This window comes from Acinetobacter sp. LT1 (assembly GCF_059800965.1).
The window spans coordinates 145,356-162,942 of record NZ_JBBAXE010000006.1; the positions used below are offsets into that span (position 1 = coordinate 145,356).

The 17,587-nt window shown below is 41.2% G+C and carries 19 protein-coding genes; 2 read left to right on the plus strand and 17 right to left on the minus strand.

Annotated elements, in window-relative coordinates; genetic code table 11:
• Positions 1–31 precede the first annotated feature (31 nt).
• Genes WBW42_RS07870 through WBW42_RS07925 form a run of 12 tightly spaced genes read right to left on the minus strand, consistent with a single transcriptional unit; the run spans position 32 to position 10,454 of the window.
• A complete protein-coding gene (locus tag WBW42_RS07870; protein ID WP_001040549.1) occupies positions 32–1,498 on the minus strand; it encodes an aldehyde dehydrogenase in 1,467 nt (488 codons plus the stop codon).
• Positions 1,499–1,511: 13 nt separating this feature from the next.
• Positions 1,512–2,303, minus strand: a complete 792-nt coding sequence (locus WBW42_RS07875) for an aspartate dehydrogenase (RefSeq protein ID WP_000735774.1) — start codon at positions 2,301–2,303, stop codon at positions 1,512–1,514.
• A gap of 15 nt (positions 2,304–2,318) precedes the next feature.
• On the minus strand, positions 2,319–3,113 hold the full coding sequence (locus WBW42_RS07880; RefSeq protein ID WP_000009973.1) for an SDR family oxidoreductase: 795 nt from the start codon (positions 3,111–3,113) through the stop codon (positions 2,319–2,321).
• Positions 3,114–3,128: 15 nt separating this feature from the next.
• Complete coding sequence (locus tag WBW42_RS07885) at positions 3,129–3,953, minus strand: alpha/beta fold hydrolase (RefSeq protein WP_032056868.1); 825 nt, start codon at positions 3,951–3,953, stop codon at positions 3,129–3,131.
• A gap of 35 nt (positions 3,954–3,988) precedes the next feature.
• The gene (locus WBW42_RS07890; protein ID WP_002117566.1) at positions 3,989–4,510 is read right to left on the minus strand and encodes a cupin domain-containing protein; all 522 of its coding nucleotides are present in this window, start codon (positions 4,508–4,510) and stop codon (positions 3,989–3,991) included.
• Positions 4,511–4,533: 23 nt separating this feature from the next.
• The gene (locus tag WBW42_RS07895) at positions 4,534–5,757 is read right to left on the minus strand and encodes an MFS transporter (protein ID WP_017399048.1); all 1,224 of its coding nucleotides are present in this window, start codon (positions 5,755–5,757) and stop codon (positions 4,534–4,536) included.
• Between the two features lie 42 nt (positions 5,758–5,799).
• Positions 5,800–7,011: an NAD(P)/FAD-dependent oxidoreductase gene (locus tag WBW42_RS07900; protein ID WP_032056869.1), complete on the minus strand. Its 1,212-nt coding sequence runs from the start codon at positions 7,009–7,011 to the stop codon at positions 5,800–5,802.
• Positions 7,012–7,039: 28 nt separating this feature from the next.
• Positions 7,040–7,969 carry a VOC family protein gene (locus WBW42_RS07905; protein WP_032056870.1) on the minus strand — a complete coding sequence of 310 codons (930 nt, stop codon included), beginning with the start codon at positions 7,967–7,969 and terminating at the stop codon, positions 7,040–7,042.
• 11 nt (positions 7,970–7,980) lie between these two features.
• Complete coding sequence (locus WBW42_RS07910; protein ID WP_005070723.1) at positions 7,981–8,745, minus strand: SDR family oxidoreductase; 765 nt, start codon at positions 8,743–8,745, stop codon at positions 7,981–7,983.
• The gene (locus WBW42_RS07915; protein ID WP_005070727.1) at positions 8,738–9,805 is read right to left on the minus strand and encodes a Rieske 2Fe-2S domain-containing protein; all 1,068 of its coding nucleotides are present in this window, start codon (positions 9,803–9,805) and stop codon (positions 8,738–8,740) included. The genes WBW42_RS07910 and WBW42_RS07915 overlap by 8 nt, the downstream gene beginning before the upstream one ends.
• Positions 9,806–9,821: 16 nt before the next feature.
• The gene (locus tag WBW42_RS07920) at positions 9,822–10,121 is read right to left on the minus strand and encodes a recombinase-like helix-turn-helix domain-containing protein (RefSeq protein WP_005070730.1); all 300 of its coding nucleotides are present in this window, start codon (positions 10,119–10,121) and stop codon (positions 9,822–9,824) included.
• Positions 10,122–10,148: 27 nt separating this feature from the next.
• Positions 10,149–10,454 (minus strand): non-heme iron oxygenase ferredoxin subunit, encoded by a 306-nt coding sequence (locus tag WBW42_RS07925; RefSeq protein ID WP_002117586.1) that lies wholly within the window; start codon positions 10,452–10,454, stop codon positions 10,149–10,151.
• Between the two features lie 272 nt (positions 10,455–10,726).
• On the opposite strand from WBW42_RS07925, the gene WBW42_RS07930 reads away from it, so the two are divergent.
• A complete protein-coding gene (locus WBW42_RS07930; RefSeq protein WP_017399043.1) occupies positions 10,727–11,539 on the plus strand; it encodes an IclR family transcriptional regulator in 813 nt (270 codons plus the stop codon).
• A 44-nt stretch (positions 11,540–11,583) separates the two neighbouring features.
• On the opposite strand, the gene WBW42_RS07935 is transcribed toward WBW42_RS07930, so the two are convergent.
• Positions 11,584–11,883, minus strand: coding sequence for a hypothetical protein (locus WBW42_RS07935; protein WP_032056871.1), 300 nt, complete (start codon positions 11,881–11,883; stop codon positions 11,584–11,586).
• Between the two features lie 14 nt (positions 11,884–11,897).
• A complete protein-coding gene (gene pnuC / locus WBW42_RS07940; protein ID WP_005075405.1) occupies positions 11,898–12,479 on the minus strand; it encodes a nicotinamide riboside transporter PnuC in 582 nt (193 codons plus the stop codon).
• A gap of 247 nt (positions 12,480–12,726) precedes the next feature.
• Here pnuC and WBW42_RS07945 point away from each other — a divergent pair, with 247 nt between their 5' ends.
• Entirely contained in the window at positions 12,727–13,515 is a 789-nt protein-coding gene (locus tag WBW42_RS07945; protein ID WP_032056872.1) for a crotonase/enoyl-CoA hydratase family protein, read from the plus strand.
• A 103-nt stretch (positions 13,516–13,618) separates the two neighbouring features.
• Here WBW42_RS07945 and pgaD read toward each other — a convergent pair whose 3' ends face one another.
• From pgaD to pgaB, 3 genes are all read right to left on the minus strand, one after another.
• Positions 13,619–14,038 (minus strand): poly-beta-1,6-N-acetyl-D-glucosamine biosynthesis protein PgaD, encoded by a 420-nt coding sequence (gene pgaD, locus WBW42_RS07950; RefSeq protein WP_032056873.1) that lies wholly within the window; start codon positions 14,036–14,038, stop codon positions 13,619–13,621.
• An 83-nt stretch (positions 14,039–14,121) separates the two neighbouring features.
• Entirely contained in the window at positions 14,122–15,381 is a 1,260-nt protein-coding gene (pgaC, locus tag WBW42_RS07955; protein ID WP_002117710.1) for a poly-beta-1,6-N-acetyl-D-glucosamine synthase, read from the minus strand.
• 13 nt (positions 15,382–15,394) lie between these two features.
• Positions 15,395–17,389, minus strand: a complete 1,995-nt coding sequence (gene pgaB, locus WBW42_RS07960; RefSeq protein WP_032056874.1) for a poly-beta-1,6-N-acetyl-D-glucosamine N-deacetylase PgaB — start codon at positions 17,387–17,389, stop codon at positions 15,395–15,397.
• Positions 17,390–17,587 lie beyond the last annotated feature (198 nt).

Below are 17,587 nucleotides of genomic sequence, written 5' to 3' on the forward strand. Positions count from 1 at the left end.
CCTCAAAATTTGTTTTCAGTCCTTGAATTTATTAATCGCACCAAGGGTTAGGCTGTTCATTCAGCCCCATATAAATACTCTTTTGTTGCATGTACGATAAAATGCCCAAACGGCCTTTTTCGCGCCCAATCCCACTGTCTTTAAAGCCACCAAACGGCGCACTAATCGAGAATTTTTTGTAGGTATTAATCCATACCGTTCCCACTTCTAATGCACGTGCAATACGCCAAGCTTTGCGATAGCTTTCAGTCCAGATACCTGCGGCAAGACCAAAACAACTGTCATTGGCTTGAGCAATTAAATCTTGCTCGTTGTCATATTTCATAACGACTAAAACAGGGCCAAAAATTTCTTCCTGACAGGTTTGAGCACTGTTATTTAAGCCCGTGATAATCGTTGGTAGGTAATAGCTTCCTTTGGCATAGTCACCAGTCGTAAGCGCTTCACCACCAATCAAAACCTGACCACCTTCGCTTTTAGCAAGCTGTACATAGCGATCAACTGACTGCAAATGTTTGTCATTGACCAATGGCCCTAAATGCACACCAGCTTGTTCTGGATGACCCACACGTAAGCCTTTGGTAATTTCAACCAAACGCGTTAAAAACTGATCGTAAAGACTGCTATGAATAAACAAGCGAGAACCTGCAATACACGCTTGGCCTGCCGAGCTAAAAATACCGTAAGCCACACCTTTAGCAGCCAGTTCGACATCTGCATCCGGTAAAACGATGGTTGGTGACTTACCACCTAACTCAAGCGAAGTGGTAATGAGTTTATCTGCGGCAATATGTGCCAAATGACGACCCGTGGTTGTTCCACCTGTAAAAGAAATTTTACGAACCAATGGGTGCTGAGCAATTGCGTCACCAATGATAGAACCACGCCCCACTAACACACTAAGTAAGCCTTTTGGTAAACCAGCCTCTTCAAAAATTTTGGCAAGCTCTAAAGCAATCAGTGAAGTTGCTTCTGCTGGTTTTAACACTACGGCATTTCCTGCTGCCAAAGCTGGAGCAAGCTTTTGAACTTCACTCGCAATTGGAGAGTTCCAAGGGGTAATAGCTGCTACAACACCTACAGGTTCATGCACACTCATGGTCATAAAGTCTGGAGCACGCTGAGTGGTGAGCTCATCGTTTAGCGTTTCACAAGCCGCCGCAACATAACGCGCAGTTGCCGCCGCGCTCATCACTAAACCACGAGTTTCGGTTAAAGGCTTACCATTATCGCGGGTTTGTAGTTTCGCTAATTCATCTACACGCGCTTCAATAATGTCTGCAACTTTATAGAGAATACGTGCGCGCTCATGCGGCAAGCTGTTTCTCCAGCTCGGTTGACGCCAAGCCTGATCTGCTTTTTCAATTGCTTCATTTACATCTTCAAGCGTTGCTGTTGAAAGCTCAGCGTTTACCGACTGATCTGCCGGAAACAGGCTTTGAATGACTGCACCACGGCCTAATCGCCATTCACCCGCAATATAAATTTCCTTTGCCATGATCAAATCCTTCTTAAATCTGTATTGCTTCTACACTGTTGCGACAAGCACGAATCACGCTAAGCGCAGCCAAAGTTGATGTTTTCGGGTTACTTGGCAACGGCACACCCACCAGTTCAATGGTCATTTGTCCAAAGCCACCTTCTGCCACAATGGTGTGTTTGTTTTTGTTGATAGTTGGATCAACAGTTAACTCAACCATGGTTTCATCCATTCCAAGCCCTGCAAGTGCAATGGTTGCTGCAACGTTGGCATTGGCCGGAAATTTCATGGCAGCTTCACGGGCAGTTCCTGTAAAAAAGACCGTAGGTTCTGAAACATGGTCTAAATCAACCAATTGCTCTGCATAACTGCCCTTCCAGCTTTTTGGACTTTTACAGCCTTTATAAGTGACCTTTTGCAAGCCACCTTCTTTAGCAGCAGAAATACCATCAATGCCTGCGATAGCCCCTGCCAGTAAATGCAGATGGGCATCATTTTTTTCGGCAGTTTGTTTAAGCTGAATTAAAAACTCGTTATCAGCCAAAGTACCCACCGAAATCAGACCAATGGTCCAACCTTTCGCTAAAACTTTTTGAGCATGCTCTTTCACTGCTGCTTGACCTGCCACTTCAATGACATAGTCTGGTGTACCATCACATTGCTCAATATCTGAAATCACTTGAATGTCAGAAGAGACTTGTGACTGCACTTTTTCAATGCTGCGAGATGGCACGACAATCCATTTGAGTTGCAGATCTTGAGGCAAGTGGGCATACACTTCTGCTGCCATTGCGCCAAAACCAATCATCATCAACTTTTTCATGACAGCACCTGATATTTATAAATGTTTGTTAAAACCACCTGAGACATCTATTGCCGAACCTGTGGTGTAAGATGCCAATGGTGATGCCAAGAAAACTAAAGCACGTGCTGGCTCTTCCGGACGGCCTAAACGCTGCATAGGAATGCCACGATTTTTTGCAATATTGCCTGTCCACTCTTCCCATGACAGATTTAAATCTGAACGGGTTTCATAACGGCGTTTCCACTGCGCAGATTCGACCATTCCGAGTAAAATCGAGTTCACACGAACGCCATATTGAGTAAACTCATGCGCCAACGAATGGGTTAAATTCAACAGTGCAGCGCGTGCAGATGAAGTCGCAATCATGTGTGGTTCCGGTTGCAATGCCAGTAACGAGTTCACATTGGTAATTGAGGCATTTGCCGACTGTTTTAAGTCGTCAAGAAAAGCCCGTACCGGATGTAAAACACTGAAATATTTCAGCTCAATCTCTTTCATCCAGTCTTCATCTTGCGTATTTTCAAAATTTGAAACACGGCCTTGTCCAGCATTGTTAATAAGCATGTCCACATTGCCCAAATTGAGTTTGACCTCTTTGGCAAATTGCTGAACTTCTTCTTTTTTCAAAACATTACATGCTTTGGTAAAAATATTAGCATGTGGAAATTTTTCTAAAATATAGTGCTTAGACGCATTTAAACGTTCTTCATCGCGACCACACCAAGCAACTTTTGCACCCTCTGCAACCAGTATTTCAACAGCAGCCAGCCCAATCCCAGATGAGCCACCGGTAACAACTGCAACTTTTCCTTCAACTTGGAAGCTCATAATCCTTAATCTCTCTTACGATTGTTCCTGAATCGTCAACATAATTTGGTTAAATGCTTGCGGTTGGTCGACATAACTTAAATGTCCGGCATCTTCTATGACGAAGCGCTGTTCCAACTGCAATTCCTGAGCAAGCTCTTGTATACCTAACGCAGGAGTGATTTGATCTTGCTGCCCTGCAATCACTGTGCATGGGACTTTTAAATTGGTTAAGTAATTACGTATTTCGTCATATGCGAGTAAGTACGATGCATGTGTGAAACCCTGTAGGGTCAACTGTTGCATCACCTCTGAAACTAAAGCTAAGGCTTGTGGCTCTTGTTTATAAATCAAATGAGGTCCACGGCTTTGGGCCATGCCTTTAGCGCCGAGCTCTTTCAACATTTTTGGTCTTTTTGCAAAAACCTGAATTTGTGTCTGTTCATCGTGGCGTTGGTAGCCTTGCGCTAAGTTAGCAACAACTAAGTGCTTCACTCGCTCTGGGTAAAGTGCAGCAAATGCACTGCCCTGTAAGGCACCTAAGGAGTGTCCGACCACAATCGCTTTTTCAATTTTTAAAGCATCGAACAATGCTGCCAAACGCTTTGCGTAGTCGGTCGCATTCGGTTGATCCGTTAAAAGTTCATCTGATTTGCCATAGCCCGGTGCGTCCCAGGCAATGACATGAAAATGATGAGACAGCACTTCAAGTTGGTTTACCCATGAAGCAGAACCGGAACTAATGCCGTGCAACAGCACAAGGTACTCGCCCTGACCGGCTTCCCGATAGGCTTGCTGCTGGCCTTGAACAGTGACGGTTTTCACCGGAAATTCTGCTAACTTTTCAATGAGTGTCATCATTTTCAATTCTTTCCTTCATTCACTTCATCAAACAATTAACGTTTGATTTGAGACAATGGATGCTCTGGTGGATAGTTCGGAATGGTTGGTTTACCTGTTCCTAACATCACACACATCAAGGCATCTTCTTGACCTGGGTTAAACAAACCACGGTAAATACCCGGTGGAATTGAAATCAGGTCACGCTCTTTTAAACGGGTTTCAAATTTTTCGCCGTTGTGCTCAATGAACAAATCAATTTCACCACGGAGCATAAAGAAAACTTCTTCAACATCATGGTGAATGTGCAAAGGGCCTTCACACTGTGGTGGCAGAACCATGGTTGAAAACGTGAAGTTTTCTGCTGGAACGGTGTTACCGTCATTTGCAACACCTGTTGCACCCGTACCCATGTAACGCATTTGTGCACGGCGATATTTCGGGTCGTAATCTGCTTGGAACTTCAAAGCATCGAAGTCGTATTTACGTGTCTCAAAGCGAGCAATACGTGTGTTTAACCAATCTTCTAAAGAAGCACCCTCTGGTTGTGCCCACGATTCGAATTGTTGTGTAGTCATTTTTTAAACTCCTATACAGTGAATTAATAACGTTTTAAAAGAGGAACCAAGAACAACGACCCAATGACAGCGACAGCAGCCAAGAAGGTAATTCCTAAATTAAAACTATGTGTTTGCATCACGATGTAACCGATAAGAACAGGCGCAATTGCACTTGCAAAATTACCTAAACCGTTAAATATTCCACCCGCAGTCGCCCCTACATTTGAGGTCGTTACTCTTGCAAGCAGAGCAAATACAGCTGCTACTCCAAAACCCCACGCCATAGCACTTAAAGACATGGCAGCAATAATCAATAATGGCTCGGTCATTATGACCATCACATACATGAAGATGCCCGCGAGTAATAAACCGCTAAATACTTGAATTGCACGGCGGCCTAACTTGTCAGATAAAAACGCACCGATAATTTCGCCAATTAACATGGCAATGAACGGAAAGCTTGAATACATCCCAAACTCTTTGAGATTGAATCCTTTGTCTTGCATTAAGTAAGAAGGAACCCAGCTGTTTAAGCCCCACAAATACGTCATCAATGCAATGTTAAAGAGACAAACCAACCAGAATGCGCTGTTGCTGAGCAGCAATTTAGTATTGGTAATGTGACCTTTGAAGTTGGTGCGTTTACTCTCGCCCTCAATTTCGACAGTTTTCTTGAGCTGCAAGTTACGTAAACCAAAAACAATGCTAAAAATCGCAATCAGGGTTAGCGCAGCCATCACAAAAAAAGTGGTGTGCCAGTCGTGGTGAGCTAAAACATTTGCAGTGATCGGGAATCCAAGGAATGCACCTATCGGTGTTCCAAGTAAGAACATGGTAGAAGCACGTGCCTGCTGACGGTCCGTATAAGTCTGCTTAACAATGGTGTATGCCAGGGCAAATAACGGACCTTCTGCTAAACCGAGCAGTACACGTAAAATCAACATGCCTGAATAACTGGTGGTGAACCCCATACAGAACATGAGTACGCCCCACGACGTTACGCTCCAGAACAGCATTTTCTTTGGGTTAAAAATGTCACCCAAAAAGCTTAGAAAGACTGATGAAAAACCATAAGCAAGTAAGAAACTTGTCATGAGCCATCCGAGCTTGGCCTTATCTTCAGCAATTCCCATTGCACTTTGAAAATGAGGATCTGAAAATAAAACCGCAATACTAATCTTGTCGAAAAACGCCAGTACCACACACACCATAAGGACAAAAGCAGGTACCCAATGCTTCAATCCACTTTTTTCTTCATTACTCATGTGTCATTCCTTCGATTTGGTAATGAGAACCAGATTTAATGTTTACGGTTTTAACTTCATGACATTAAATTCAGCATCTGCTAATAGTTTTGGATCTAAAACGGTGTTGGCTTGCATCCAACGTTTTGCCAGTTTGACCAGTTTAGAATCATTAATGGCAATCATGTTGAGCAAACAATTTTCATGGTCCAGATATAAATAACTCACCTGATCTTCACCGCCTTGGCGAATGACTACTTCCTTCGTTTTTTCAGGTTGATAAGTACCCAAAATCTGGATATTAAAGTGGTATTGATCTGACCAAAGCCATGGAATATCGCTATATTCAGTTTCAATGCCGAGCATCGACTTTGCTGCTGCAATTGCCTGATTTTGTGCATTTGCCCAAGACTGAATGCAATAACCCAAGCCCGGATGAATCGCGACATCACCTGCGGCATAAATGTTTTGATCTGAAGTTTGCCCAAAACAATTCACTACAATGCCATCTTTCACATCGAGACCAGCATGTACACCTAACTCTTTGGCAATTTCAGCGCCTGCACCTACCACAACACAGTCAAATAACTGACTATTTTGAGGATGGTTCACCACTTCAACTTTCTGATTCGGCGCTTCAACTAAATGAAGGCTCTTGCTGTCTAAATGAATTTTTGTGCCTTGGGTTTCATGCATATTTTTTAAAAATGCAGAAACTTCCGGACTCACGCTTCTTGCACATAAGCGGTCGCCATACTCAAAAATATGAACATCTTTACCTTGCTTACGTGCAGTTGCAGCAATTTCTAAACCAATCCAGCCACCGCCAATCACAGCGACATTTTTGGCATTCTTTAAAATTTCAGCCAAACGCTCACAGTCATGCACATTACGTAAAGTCACAACATTTGGAATGAACTGCCATGTATTAACGGGTACACGGGCACGGCTTCCTGTTGCTATCAGCAATTTGTCATACGGCAAGATCTGGCCGCTTTCTAAATGAACCTGTTTTTGCTCACGATCGACTTTTGTTGCAATTTCCGGTTTATGCCATTGAACGTTAAACTCTTGAACCTGCTCAGGAGAGAACAGATTCAAACTTTCATACGTTGCTTCTTTTGAAAGTACTTGCTTAGACAGTGGCGGACGCTCATAAAACACTTGATCTTCATTTGAAACCACGTGAATTTCGCCCACATACCCATTTTGACGCAAGGTACTTACTGCCCAACCCGCTGCCTGTCCGGCACCTACAATTACGATCTTTTCCATAGCCATCTTCCTTGTAAAGCAATATCTGTTAAACAGGCTTCACCTGACGGCGGGTTGTGTCATCAAGACCACCCTCAATCGCCCATTCAGTGAAAAGCTCTAGACGATGTTCTTCTACACGTGGTTGCCATTCTTCTGTCAAATAATCATCGTTGGTGTAATATTCAAATGCACCACCTAATGGTGAGTTGACGTACCAGAAATAAGCAGAAGAAATTGGATGACGTCCTGGTCCAATAAAGGTTGACCACTCCGAACGATTCATATTTAAACCGCCCCCAATCACTTCATGGATATCACGAACGACAAATGCAACGTGATTTAAGCCAGCAGGTTTATTTGGAACACTGAGCAAGAATAAATCATGGTGATAACCTTCACCGCGGCAACGTAAGAATGCACCGCGATTTTTGTAAGCATCAGATAAATGGAAACCTACTTTCTCGATATAGAAGTTTTCAGTTGTTGCCAAATCCGGTGTGAAGAACACCACATGTCCAATCGCAACAGGTTGACCTTTTTCATAGACAGGACTTGCTGCATTCACACGTTGAATGTTGCCGTATTGGTTAATACCTTCCGTTTTAAGTTCAGGTACTTCTTTAACAAAACTTTGTTCAAAACGAATGGTCATGCCATTTGGGTCAATACACTCAATTGTATTTTCAGTACGTTTAAAACCTTCTACATCGGCCAAACGAGCTGCCAAGTCTTCAAGGTCTTGAGCACTATCAACGCCCCAAGTCACTTCACGTAAAGTTGAACCTTGTTCAATAGCAGTCGGCAAACGCTCATCATCACAATTAAATAGATAAATCTTGCTACCATTTTGAGTTTGGTAAAGATCAGTGCCTTCAATATCCGAAGTACTTTGGCTTAAACCAAAATCTGCCAAAAACTTGTTTGAAGCGGCTCTATCTTCAACTCCAAACTTTAAAATCTCGATCCCTGTAATCATTTGACTACTCCTTAGTTAAAGACAAAACCGCCATTGACCGGAATATTTTGACCTGTCACAAAAGAGGACAAATCCGACAGTAGATACAATGCTGTTCCATTTAAATCTTGTGGAAGTTGCTGACGTTGAATCGCTCTTCCGTTGACATATAAATCGTGACGTTCTTGAGGCACATACTCGGTTGCTTCAACCAGAGTAAGGCCCGGTGACAATGTATTGACACAGATATTAGATTGTCCCAACTCTCTTGCCATTGAACGCGTCATGGCAACAATTGCACCTTTACTTGCAACATAAGCCATCAGGTTTGGTGCACCCCAAAGTGCTGTATCGGAAGCAACATTAATGATCTTGCCGGCAGCCGATTGCTTTAAATGGGGAACGCATGCCTTACTGATGAGCCATGTGCCTTTCACATTAATATTCATGACCCGATCCCAAAGTTCAGGATCGTAATCAATCATATTTTTTCCACCGACATTGGTCGCCAGTGCCGCGCAATTCACAAGGCCATCTAGTCCCTGTAATACTTCAACGCTTTTTGCAACCGCATTTTCAATAGAGTCTGCATTGGCAAGGTCAACGGTGACAGCATGAACGTTTAACCCTTGTTGCTGTAACGCTTGGGCTTCTTGTTGCACCAAGTCAGATAAAATATCTGCCATCACAACTTCAGCGCCAGCTTCGGCAATCGCTTGAGCGAAATCTCGGCCTAAACCACGCGCAGCACCAGTCACTAAAACTTTTTTGCCTTGCAACAACGCTACATTAGCCATGAGCTTCTTCCTGCATCTCGATACGGTTTGATGCATTTAGCGCAGCAATTTTCTTTAATTGCTTTTCAGCCTCTTTTTTCATTAAACGGCGTAAACGTGCAAGACCCACATCGTGTTGATAGAGGAACTCTTTTTCACGCGCATTTGGCGCAAGGTTTTCTAAAATAATGCGGTCTTGTTCCAATACATCCCAATGCAACTGTTCTAAATGATTGCGATATAAGAAGCGCCATACATTACGTTGCCAACCACTTACCTTACGGCAGCGCCAGAAAAATACACGAGTATTATTGGCATCAATCGGCGTTGCATAACCTACAATCCAAAATTCACCACCTGGGCCAAATTGTTTACGGTAAGGAATTGAAAGACGTAACCAGCTTGCACCAGTTGAACCATATTCAACCCAGTCGAAGTTCACACCTGTTTGACCTTCTTTTTCAAAAACAAAGCCATTATCGGTAGTACGGTGCTTCATCTCTGCAGTACGTTCACCATCTGCCATCGAGTGCGATGTCGCATGTAAATAGGTCCCGTGCATTGGGTCCATCACATTATCAATCGCGTATTGATGGTTTACTTTCCAGTCTGCTTGGCAAAGGAACGCACTCCACTCTTCACTTGCAAGTTGCTCTGGGAACTCAAGCGGTGCTGGTTGTTCATTTGCATCGATGCCAAACCAGATAAAGATTGCACCATGCTGCTCAATTACAGGATAGTTCTTTAAACATTTAGTGCCGGTCATTGGACATTCATGAACCGCTGGCACATCAGCAACTACACCATCAGCACGAACTTCAACACCGTGATACCAGCAAGCAACTCGGTCACCTAAGTTCCAACCAAGGGAAAGACGAGCACCGCGGTGTGGACAGCGATCCTCAAGTGCATGAACCTGACCTTCGGCATCACGCCAAACCACAATATTTTCGCCTAAACGGGTAATTCCAACTGGATTAGCAGCGACTTCCCAACTTGCTAAAACCGGATGCCATTGGTCACGTAAACCAAGTTCTAAATATTCTTCAGCGCTTTGTGAAGTTGATACGATTGCGTTCATTTTATTCTTCCTTGAATCAATAACCTAAACGTTGCATTTCTTCTGTAAAGCTTGCAGAAGTCCATTCATCACCAGATTCACAACGGAAGCCCTGTTGATTAAGTGCAGAAACAACGTCATCTAACTCTGTTGCGCCCGCAGAAAATGCCTGAATCAAGTTTTTTACAAAATCCTGTTCATAGAGAGTTGGTTCTTTATAACGTGTCTGCCAAACCAACAATTCAGATTGACCAGGAATTTGAATATTGTTGATACCTGCTTCGGTTGCCGGCGTTGCATGAATCCAGCTTGCCAACTTTTCATTAAATGTCTTCATTGTTCTGCTTCCTTGTACATGTGAGGACTAGAGTTGAATTTGAATATCCTGTCCTTCAACACGAACTGGGTACGTACACAGGTTTCTACACCCTGGCCCACTTTTTAGCTCACCTGTCTGAATGTCAAAAATTGCTTCGTGCAATGGACATTCAACAGTCTGATCTTCGATAAATCCTTCGGTTAATAAGGCATACGCATGAGGGCAAACATTTTCGATAGCAAAGTAATTTTCATCGACAAAAAATACGCCTATTTTTTTCCCTTCAATTTCGATGGCTTTCGGCTCATCTTCGCTAACGTCACCCTGCTGACAAACTGAGATCCAACTCATACCTTGCGTCCTCATTTTGTTTTATATACAAAACATAATTTGATTTTCAAAACACAAGCTAAGCATAATCCCCTTGATCATTTTTTGTCAAAGTAAAAATAAATATAAAATTCATTGGTTTATTAATTTCTAAATATTTTGTTACGTTTAAGAAAGAAACAAAGTTTTAAATATAAAAATTGTTTTATGCATTTTTAACAATTACAATAGTTATAAAATAAAGCAGCATGCCCCAAATTGAATCATGTTTTATTTATAGGAAAATGACACGAATGAGCATAGCAATTGATGAAGATTCGCAAGAATCGGAAACAACAAAAAATGATGATCGATATTTAGTACCCGGACTTGTACGGGGTTTAGCTATCTTGCAAGCATTTAACCAACAAGCGCAAGAAATGACCATTACAGAAATTGCTGAAATTTTAGAAGTGAACCGTTCTAGTGCATTTCGTCTGATCTATACACTCGAATCTTGTGGCTATTTAAGAAAAGCATCTCAAAAAACTTACGCTCTCGATTCAAAAGTTATGGAACTTGGTTTTAACAGTTTATCTAAACTTTCATTACTTGATTTATCGACACCTTTAATGAAAGAACTACGTGACCAGACCAAACTCGCAGTACATCTTTCAATTTTAGAAGGCACTCATATTGTCTTTGTAAATAATATCCAGTCGATGGGAACCTTCACGAGCAACATTAGTTTAGGAACTCGCTGGCCTGCCCATGCAACCGTCATTGGTCAAATGCTTTTATCTGATTTACCTGAAACGGAAGTACGTCAGCGTTACCGCAATTTTAGCGATTGGGACAGTTTCTCTGAACTGACGCCCACTAATTTAAAAGCTTTATTGCAAAGACTCTCTTACGTAAAAACTCAAAAAACCATGGTGAGCTGGGGTCATTACAACCATGATATGGCAGCCTGTGCGGCGCCTATTTTTAAACAGTCAAATGGTAAAATGGTGGCTGTTATCTCTGTAAGTTGTCCAATTACGACTTATGATGAAAGAACATTTAAAGAAGATATCGCAAGCCTAGTCGTTGAAACAGCAAACAAAATTTCCAAATTTATTTATTAAAAAAAGCGACGTTAAGTCGCTTTTTTTAGATTTTATTTCATAAATTAAAAATTACTTTTTAAAACGTTCTCATTCATATCTTTAAAGATAATTGTCGAATCATTTTCTTTAATATCAAATTTTAAATACTGCTGTTTAAACTGGATTACCGCATAAAACTCTTCTGCACCATCATCTAAACCTGTCGCAGAAATCTGGCTGCCTTGCGGAAATTTCTTAAGCCATGCAGCGTTATAAAAATCTGATACAGAATTAAATTCACAATACTGTTTTGGCTCTGCCATTATTTTTGCAGCAATTTGATCAAATTGTTGTTGTTTATAGACCTCTAAGCTCAACAGCATGATCACACTCCAAATTAAAGCTGGTTTGAGGCTAAAAGCTGTTTCTTTTTAACCTTTTCCCATTGATACCAACCATAAGCTGCCATCAAAACAAATGCTGCATACAAAGCGGCTGTTAAAAATAAATCTTTATAGATGAACATACCGACATAAATAATATCGACAAATACCCAAAGTATCCAAGTCGCAATATGTTTTCGGCTGGTCCAATACGTTGCAAGCAAACTAAATGCGGCAAGTTGTGAGTCGAGCATAGGAACTGCTGCATCAGTAAAGTTTTTAAGAATTAAGCCAAAAAGCAAGCCACCTACCGCGGCAATGATCATTTGAAAAATTGCAACTTTAGGAGCTATTGGCTCTATACGAATGTCATGATCTTGCTGCTTTCCTTTGAGCCAGTAGTAAAAGCCATAAAAATTTACGACCATAAAAAAGAACTGCAAAATCGTTTCGCCATATAGCTTAAATTCGTAAAACAAATAGGCATATAAAACAAAGGCAAAGAAATTAAACAGCCAACACCACATATTACGGATTACCGTTAATCCGACTCCAATCAGGCTAATCAAGACCGCAAAGATTTCTAGAGGTGACATAAAAACAGCTGCTTATTGAGATCAATTTGACGAAGTATTATGAGAAAAATATAAAGCGAAGCAAACTGCTAATTTAAATAAATGATGCAAATTGGCATTGTCTGAGGTTTTATTCTTTTCTAATGTCATCGATTTATTTCAATGCACAGATAAAAGAAATACCGATCGAGTCGCGAACAAATTATATTTGCTAGTTTTTAAACGATTGTTTAAAACATGATTAAAGACAAATAAAGAGCGTGACAATATGTCAAATCAAGAAGGAAAAGTCAGCCGTGAAACTCGTAGACATATTTTTTTAATTGGTCTAGATCGGGCAGCAAAACGTAATGCTTTTGATAGTCACATGATCAAAGACTTATCACTAGCGCTCACCGAATATGAAAATAATGATGCGCTTCGCTGTGCGGTTATCTTTGCTCATGGGGATCATTTTACAGCTGGTTTAGACCTAGTTGAGTTACAACCTAAACTCGCTACAGGTGTTTTTGATTTTAGTGAAAATGAAATTAACCCTTGGGGCACAATCGGCCAAAAGCTCAGTAAACCTTTGATAGTAGCGGTACAAGGTTATTGTTACACCGCTGGTATAGAACTATTTCTTAACGCAGATATTACGATTGCGAGTGAAAATACACAATTTGCTCAAATGGAAGTTCAACGTGGCATCTTACCTTTTGGCGGAGCTACTGCACGTTTTACTCAAGCCGCAGGCTGGGCCAAAGCCATGCGTTATTTACTCACTGGTGACTCTTTCGATGCAAAAGCAGCATTTGACATGAACCTGATTACCGAAATATGCCCAGAAGGCTCTCAGCTCAACCGTGCAATAGAACTTGCTGAACATGTTTCGCAAGCTGCTCCTCTTGCTGTAAAAGCGACTCTCGCCTCTGCTCGCGAAGCTATTAACGAAGGTTATGAGGTTGCCTTTAAGCAATTGCAAAACCATCTTCAACCTTTGCTCACCACAGAAGATGTTCAAGAAGGTGTATTTGCCATGTTGCAAAAAAGACCGCCTGTTTTCAAAGGTAAATAATACCCGCACAAGCACTGCACTCTACAGTTTAAAACTTATGGATATACTGAAATTAGCGTAAAAAAAAGCCCACATGATGCGGGCTTTTTTTCATTAATATGCTTTATTCAACTCTAACGATTTTACCTAATTCATCATGATGAACGACTGTAATTTTCTGACTACGTCCCTGCTCAATTTCATGTTCAGATAAATCAAAATAGCGCGCATAATCATCTGTCTGTTTTGCTTTAAGCGCATTACCGCCAACACGATGCTCAGGCAGCACATGACTCCACAACAATAAGCAAATTGCACAAGCAATTAACGCAGTAATGCCATGTTCAATACCTAAACCAAAGGCACTAAACAAACGGTGAACTAAATGTGTTTTTTGGAGTTCAGCCAATACCCAGATCAGTACAAATGGACGCCACAGCAACAACCAAACCGCCCACATCATGGCTGTGCTTGTTGTAGAAGTATAGCGTTTATGCCATGGTAATTGACGGCGTAAATCAATAATCAACGAATTTGTCTTCATTTCTCTCTTTACCTAACGAAGTGCTGTGGTTTTCCCCAGACATCAATACAGCACGATCTTTAAAATCTCATGACTCTTGCATTTCATCCACGAATGCCCCGATCCGGGCTCACCCAACGCGCACGTTTCTCATCTCCACGTTTTAAAACTTTTGGAAATGCCACAATAGTTGCCGAGATGGTGATTAGCCAAAAGACCAATGGATACCAGATCATCCAGAAATAGTTTTTTCCTAGATGTGGTTCATAACGACTATCCATCCATTTGCTTAAAGCAAACTGAATGAGACAAGTTGCCCCCAATAAAATACCGCTACCATACGGTAAAAATGGAGAGCTCACAACGGCTAAAGCAGGGACAGGTAAAATAAAATGTACCAACCATAATAAAGCCATCGCGAGCATTAAATATGACCAAACTAAGGTTAAGCAAAGCTCAAACATTAATGGCCATAAAAAATTTAGTTTTGGCTTAGTGAACACATCAATATTTTTAATTAATACCTGTGCCCCACCCATAGCCCAACGTAAACGTTGTTTCCACAAACCGTTTAAAGTTTCAGGCATTAAAATCCAGACCAAGGCATTCGGTTCAAAACGAATGTCCCAACCTGCGCGCTGCAATTTCCAAGTAATATCGATATCTTCAGTCAACATATTGGGTGACCAATAATCGACCTGGTGAACAGCGCTCTTACGAAAAGCGGTAATTACACCCGATACGGTAAATAAGCGTCCAAAGGTACGTTGTGCACGTTTAATCATGCCGACAATCGAAGAAAACTCACCGACCTGAATACGCCCTAGCAAAGTTGAGCGAGTACGGATACGCGGGTTACCCGTCACAGCTGCAACTGTTGGATTTTCCTGAAAATGACGAATCATCCACTTTGCTGCATGTGGATCAAGTAAAGCATCGCCATCAATACCAATTAAAAACTCGGCATCGGTCATTAAGCTTCCGGCTTGCAACCCCATCGCTTTACCTTGGTTTTGAGCCAAATGAACAACACGGAGTTTTTCATGTTGTGCTGCTAAACGGTCGAGTACCTCGCCTGTATTGTCCGAGCTACCATCATTAATCGCAATCACTTCAAAATGAGGATAGTCCAGTTTTAACGCATGGCTAATGGTTTCTTCTGCATTATCCCCTTCATTAAAACAAGGAATTAACACAGCGACTTTTGGATAACTCTCTAACGGAGCAGGTTGATCGTAAGGCGGAGCCTGACGTTCTTTCCAATAGAAAATGATCGCGCCAATCATCCATAAATACGACATGAATAATGGATAATAGAAAACGAATTTTAAGGCATGCGACCATATTGCAGCAAAGATTGTCATGTTTTAGCCTCAACTACGGCACAAGACGAGATGATTTTTCAGCAAATGCTTTATGCATAGTGTCCACATCCGGATGATCTTTAATTGGATCATCTGGGTAATATCCGACATGCATTACACCTTGCTGATAAAGAGAATGAATTGTTGCGGCCATTTCAGTTGAAGGTACCTTTTCGTTTTTACGCCAGTCGGTTGCCTGTAACTCAAAAACAGTTTTCTTAATACCATTTGGATATTGTTTCACGCGATCAACCATATCTTTATAGAACTGATCAGCATTATCGACCTGTTCCATATAAGGCATTGCCATAATAGCCGTAAAGTCATAGCGTTTTAACGACTCTTCAAGCGATTGTGAATACCAGTTTTCTGCATATGGTTTTAAAGCAACTTGCGCATATAAGTTACGTGCGGTGAGCAAGAACGGTTCATATTGTCGCACGTCATCAACGAGTTGCATTGCAAAATCATCTAGATATTTTGTCTTATATGCCGTCCATTTTTGCAAATCTTGATCGTTATCGCGAATTTTTGCCAAATCTGTAGGTAAACCTTGTTTCGCATAAGCTTTTAAGGCATCTGGGCTTGCATCTTCATAGTCAGATAAGGTGACGTCGTCATGGAATAAAATTCCGTTAAATGAAGATGACTTAGCCAAATCTTGATAAATCTCACGAATAGTTTGGCGTGCCTCTGCTGAGAATGGACTTAAACGGATATACCCCATATTAAGGTGCTCACCTGTTTTTGCCTGTTCTGTCACAACCAAATCCTTAGAAACAGGATCAGTTTTTGGTAATTCCCATGCCAATAAAGGCATCCACGCATAAATACGACTAACAGGCGTACGCGTTTGAATTTGCCATGCAACACGGTTAAACAAGTCAGCACGCATTGGAATATGTCGGTTCGGGAAATACACCATATCAGCAGAGCCATTCGCATCTGGATCTGAAAATGCTTGTAAATAGACAGTATTTACACCCATCGCATTAATTCGGTCTAACAAGTGACCTAAATTACGTTCTTGCTGTTTCGGGTCTGGATCATAAATATAGTCCAGATCGACATGCATAATTTTTTGCGGGCGGTTGTTATCCGTTAAATTCAATTCACGATTTTTAATTTCTTGAGCCAAATCATCAGTCGTCATATCGCCTTCTACCAAAATACGGCTCATATTTTGGAGAGATTGTTTTGCGTGGTCTGCCCCATCATCAAGTGTAATGGTAATTGGCATACCCAGCTTTTTAGCAATTTGAACAGTTTGCATATTATAGCGACCATAAGGCCATACCATAATACGTGGTGAACGTAAGCCGTGTGCTTTAAGTAGTTCGTTATTTTTCTTTAAGTCGTTATAAATACGTGCCTGATATTGTGCATCGTTCTCGTAAGTTTGAGTTTTTACATCATAAAAACGAGTAGTTGCAGCAGGTTCAGAGTTGCCTTGTGGGTTGCCTGTAATACCACGGTGCAAATGATAGCTATGGTTTGCAATTTCTACAAAGCCACTATCCTGCATTTCTTTCAGCTCAGGCCAGCTTAAGATTTTATCGCGTGGAATTTCTTCCCCTGAAAAGTCGACTTTCTTCCCTGCTTTTGGCTCTAACCATGAACCTACTACTGCAAGTACTACAGGGATTTTTTTAGCTTTAATAACAGGATAAGCATTTTGATAAAAAGATTGATAACCATCGTCTACAGTTAATAGAACAGGTTTTGTAGGTAATTGAAATTTACCTTGATGAGCACGGATCAACTGATCAACCGTAATAAAATGGAATCCATTTTTTTGCAGCCATTCAACATGCTGTGTAAATTGTTGAGTCGTCACTGCATATTGAGGAATTAACGCATTTTTAGTATCGGTAATTTCATGATAACCAATCACCGTAAGTGTTGACGCGTCCAGTTTAGGTGGTTTGGCTAATGCCATGCCTGACAAGCCTGCCAAAGCTAAGCCAAGTGATATGTTCAACAAAGGAGATGCAAAGCGGATAATCATGAAATAGCGTCTCAATAACAATATAGATTATTTATGCGAAGTTTGATTTTTAAGACGCAAACTTTTTGGAATTTGGTCTCAATGTCAGCCTGCCCATAAATGAACAGTTTCTCAGTCAGCATTTATAATCAAATAATCTGAAAATAATCTTAAATATTAAAAAAGCTAAAATATAAATTAATAATGTATTTATATTTA

Excerpts from the sequence above, each read along its gene's own strand:
- WBW42_RS07935 (WP_032056871.1), bottom strand. The coding sequence starts at position 11,883 with ATGCTGTTGAGCTTAGAGGTCTATAAACAACAACAATTTGATCAAATT.
- WBW42_RS07890 (WP_002117566.1), bottom strand. The coding sequence starts at position 4,510 with ATGACTACACAACAATTCGAATCGTGGGCACAACCAGAGGGTGCTTCT.
- WBW42_RS07870 (WP_001040549.1), bottom strand. The coding sequence starts at position 1,498 with ATGGCAAAGGAAATTTATATTGCGGGTGAATGGCGATTAGGCCGTGGT.
- pgaC (WP_002117710.1), bottom strand. The coding sequence starts at position 15,381 with ATGACAATCTTTGCTGCAATATGGTCGCATGCCTTAAAATTCGTTTTC.
- WBW42_RS07900 (WP_032056869.1), bottom strand. The coding sequence starts at position 7,011 with ATGGAAAAGATCGTAATTGTAGGTGCCGGACAGGCAGCGGGTTGGGCA.
- WBW42_RS07925 (WP_002117586.1), bottom strand. The coding sequence starts at position 10,454 with ATGAGTTGGATCTCAGTTTGTCAGCAGGGTGACGTTAGCGAAGATGAG.
- WBW42_RS07920 (WP_005070730.1), bottom strand. The coding sequence starts at position 10,121 with ATGAAGACATTTAATGAAAAGTTGGCAAGCTGGATTCATGCAACGCCG.
- WBW42_RS07945 (WP_032056872.1), top strand. The coding sequence starts at position 12,727 with ATGTCAAATCAAGAAGGAAAAGTCAGCCGTGAAACTCGTAGACATATT.
- WBW42_RS07910 (WP_005070723.1), bottom strand. The coding sequence starts at position 8,745 with ATGGCTAATGTAGCGTTGTTGCAAGGCAAAAAAGTTTTAGTGACTGGT.
- WBW42_RS07905 (WP_032056870.1), bottom strand. The coding sequence starts at position 7,969 with ATGATTACAGGGATCGAGATTTTAAAGTTTGGAGTTGAAGATAGAGCC.
- pgaB (WP_032056874.1), bottom strand. The coding sequence starts at position 17,389 with ATGATTATCCGCTTTGCATCTCCTTTGTTGAACATATCACTTGGCTTA.
- WBW42_RS07915 (WP_005070727.1), bottom strand. The coding sequence starts at position 9,805 with ATGAACGCAATCGTATCAACTTCACAAAGCGCTGAAGAATATTTAGAA.
- WBW42_RS07895 (WP_017399048.1), bottom strand. The coding sequence starts at position 5,757 with ATGAGTAATGAAGAAAAAAGTGGATTGAAGCATTGGGTACCTGCTTTT.
- pnuC (WP_005075405.1), bottom strand. The coding sequence starts at position 12,479 with ATGTCACCTCTAGAAATCTTTGCGGTCTTGATTAGCCTGATTGGAGTC.
- pgaD (WP_032056873.1), bottom strand. The coding sequence starts at position 14,038 with ATGAAGACAAATTCGTTGATTATTGATTTACGCCGTCAATTACCATGG.
- WBW42_RS07930 (WP_017399043.1), top strand. The coding sequence starts at position 10,727 with ATGAGCATAGCAATTGATGAAGATTCGCAAGAATCGGAAACAACAAAA.
- WBW42_RS07875 (WP_000735774.1), bottom strand. The coding sequence starts at position 2,303 with ATGAAAAAGTTGATGATGATTGGTTTTGGCGCAATGGCAGCAGAAGTG.
- WBW42_RS07885 (WP_032056868.1), bottom strand. The coding sequence starts at position 3,953 with ATGATGACACTCATTGAAAAGTTAGCAGAATTTCCGGTGAAAACCGTC.
- WBW42_RS07880 (WP_000009973.1), bottom strand. The coding sequence starts at position 3,113 with ATGAGCTTCCAAGTTGAAGGAAAAGTTGCAGTTGTTACCGGTGGCTCA.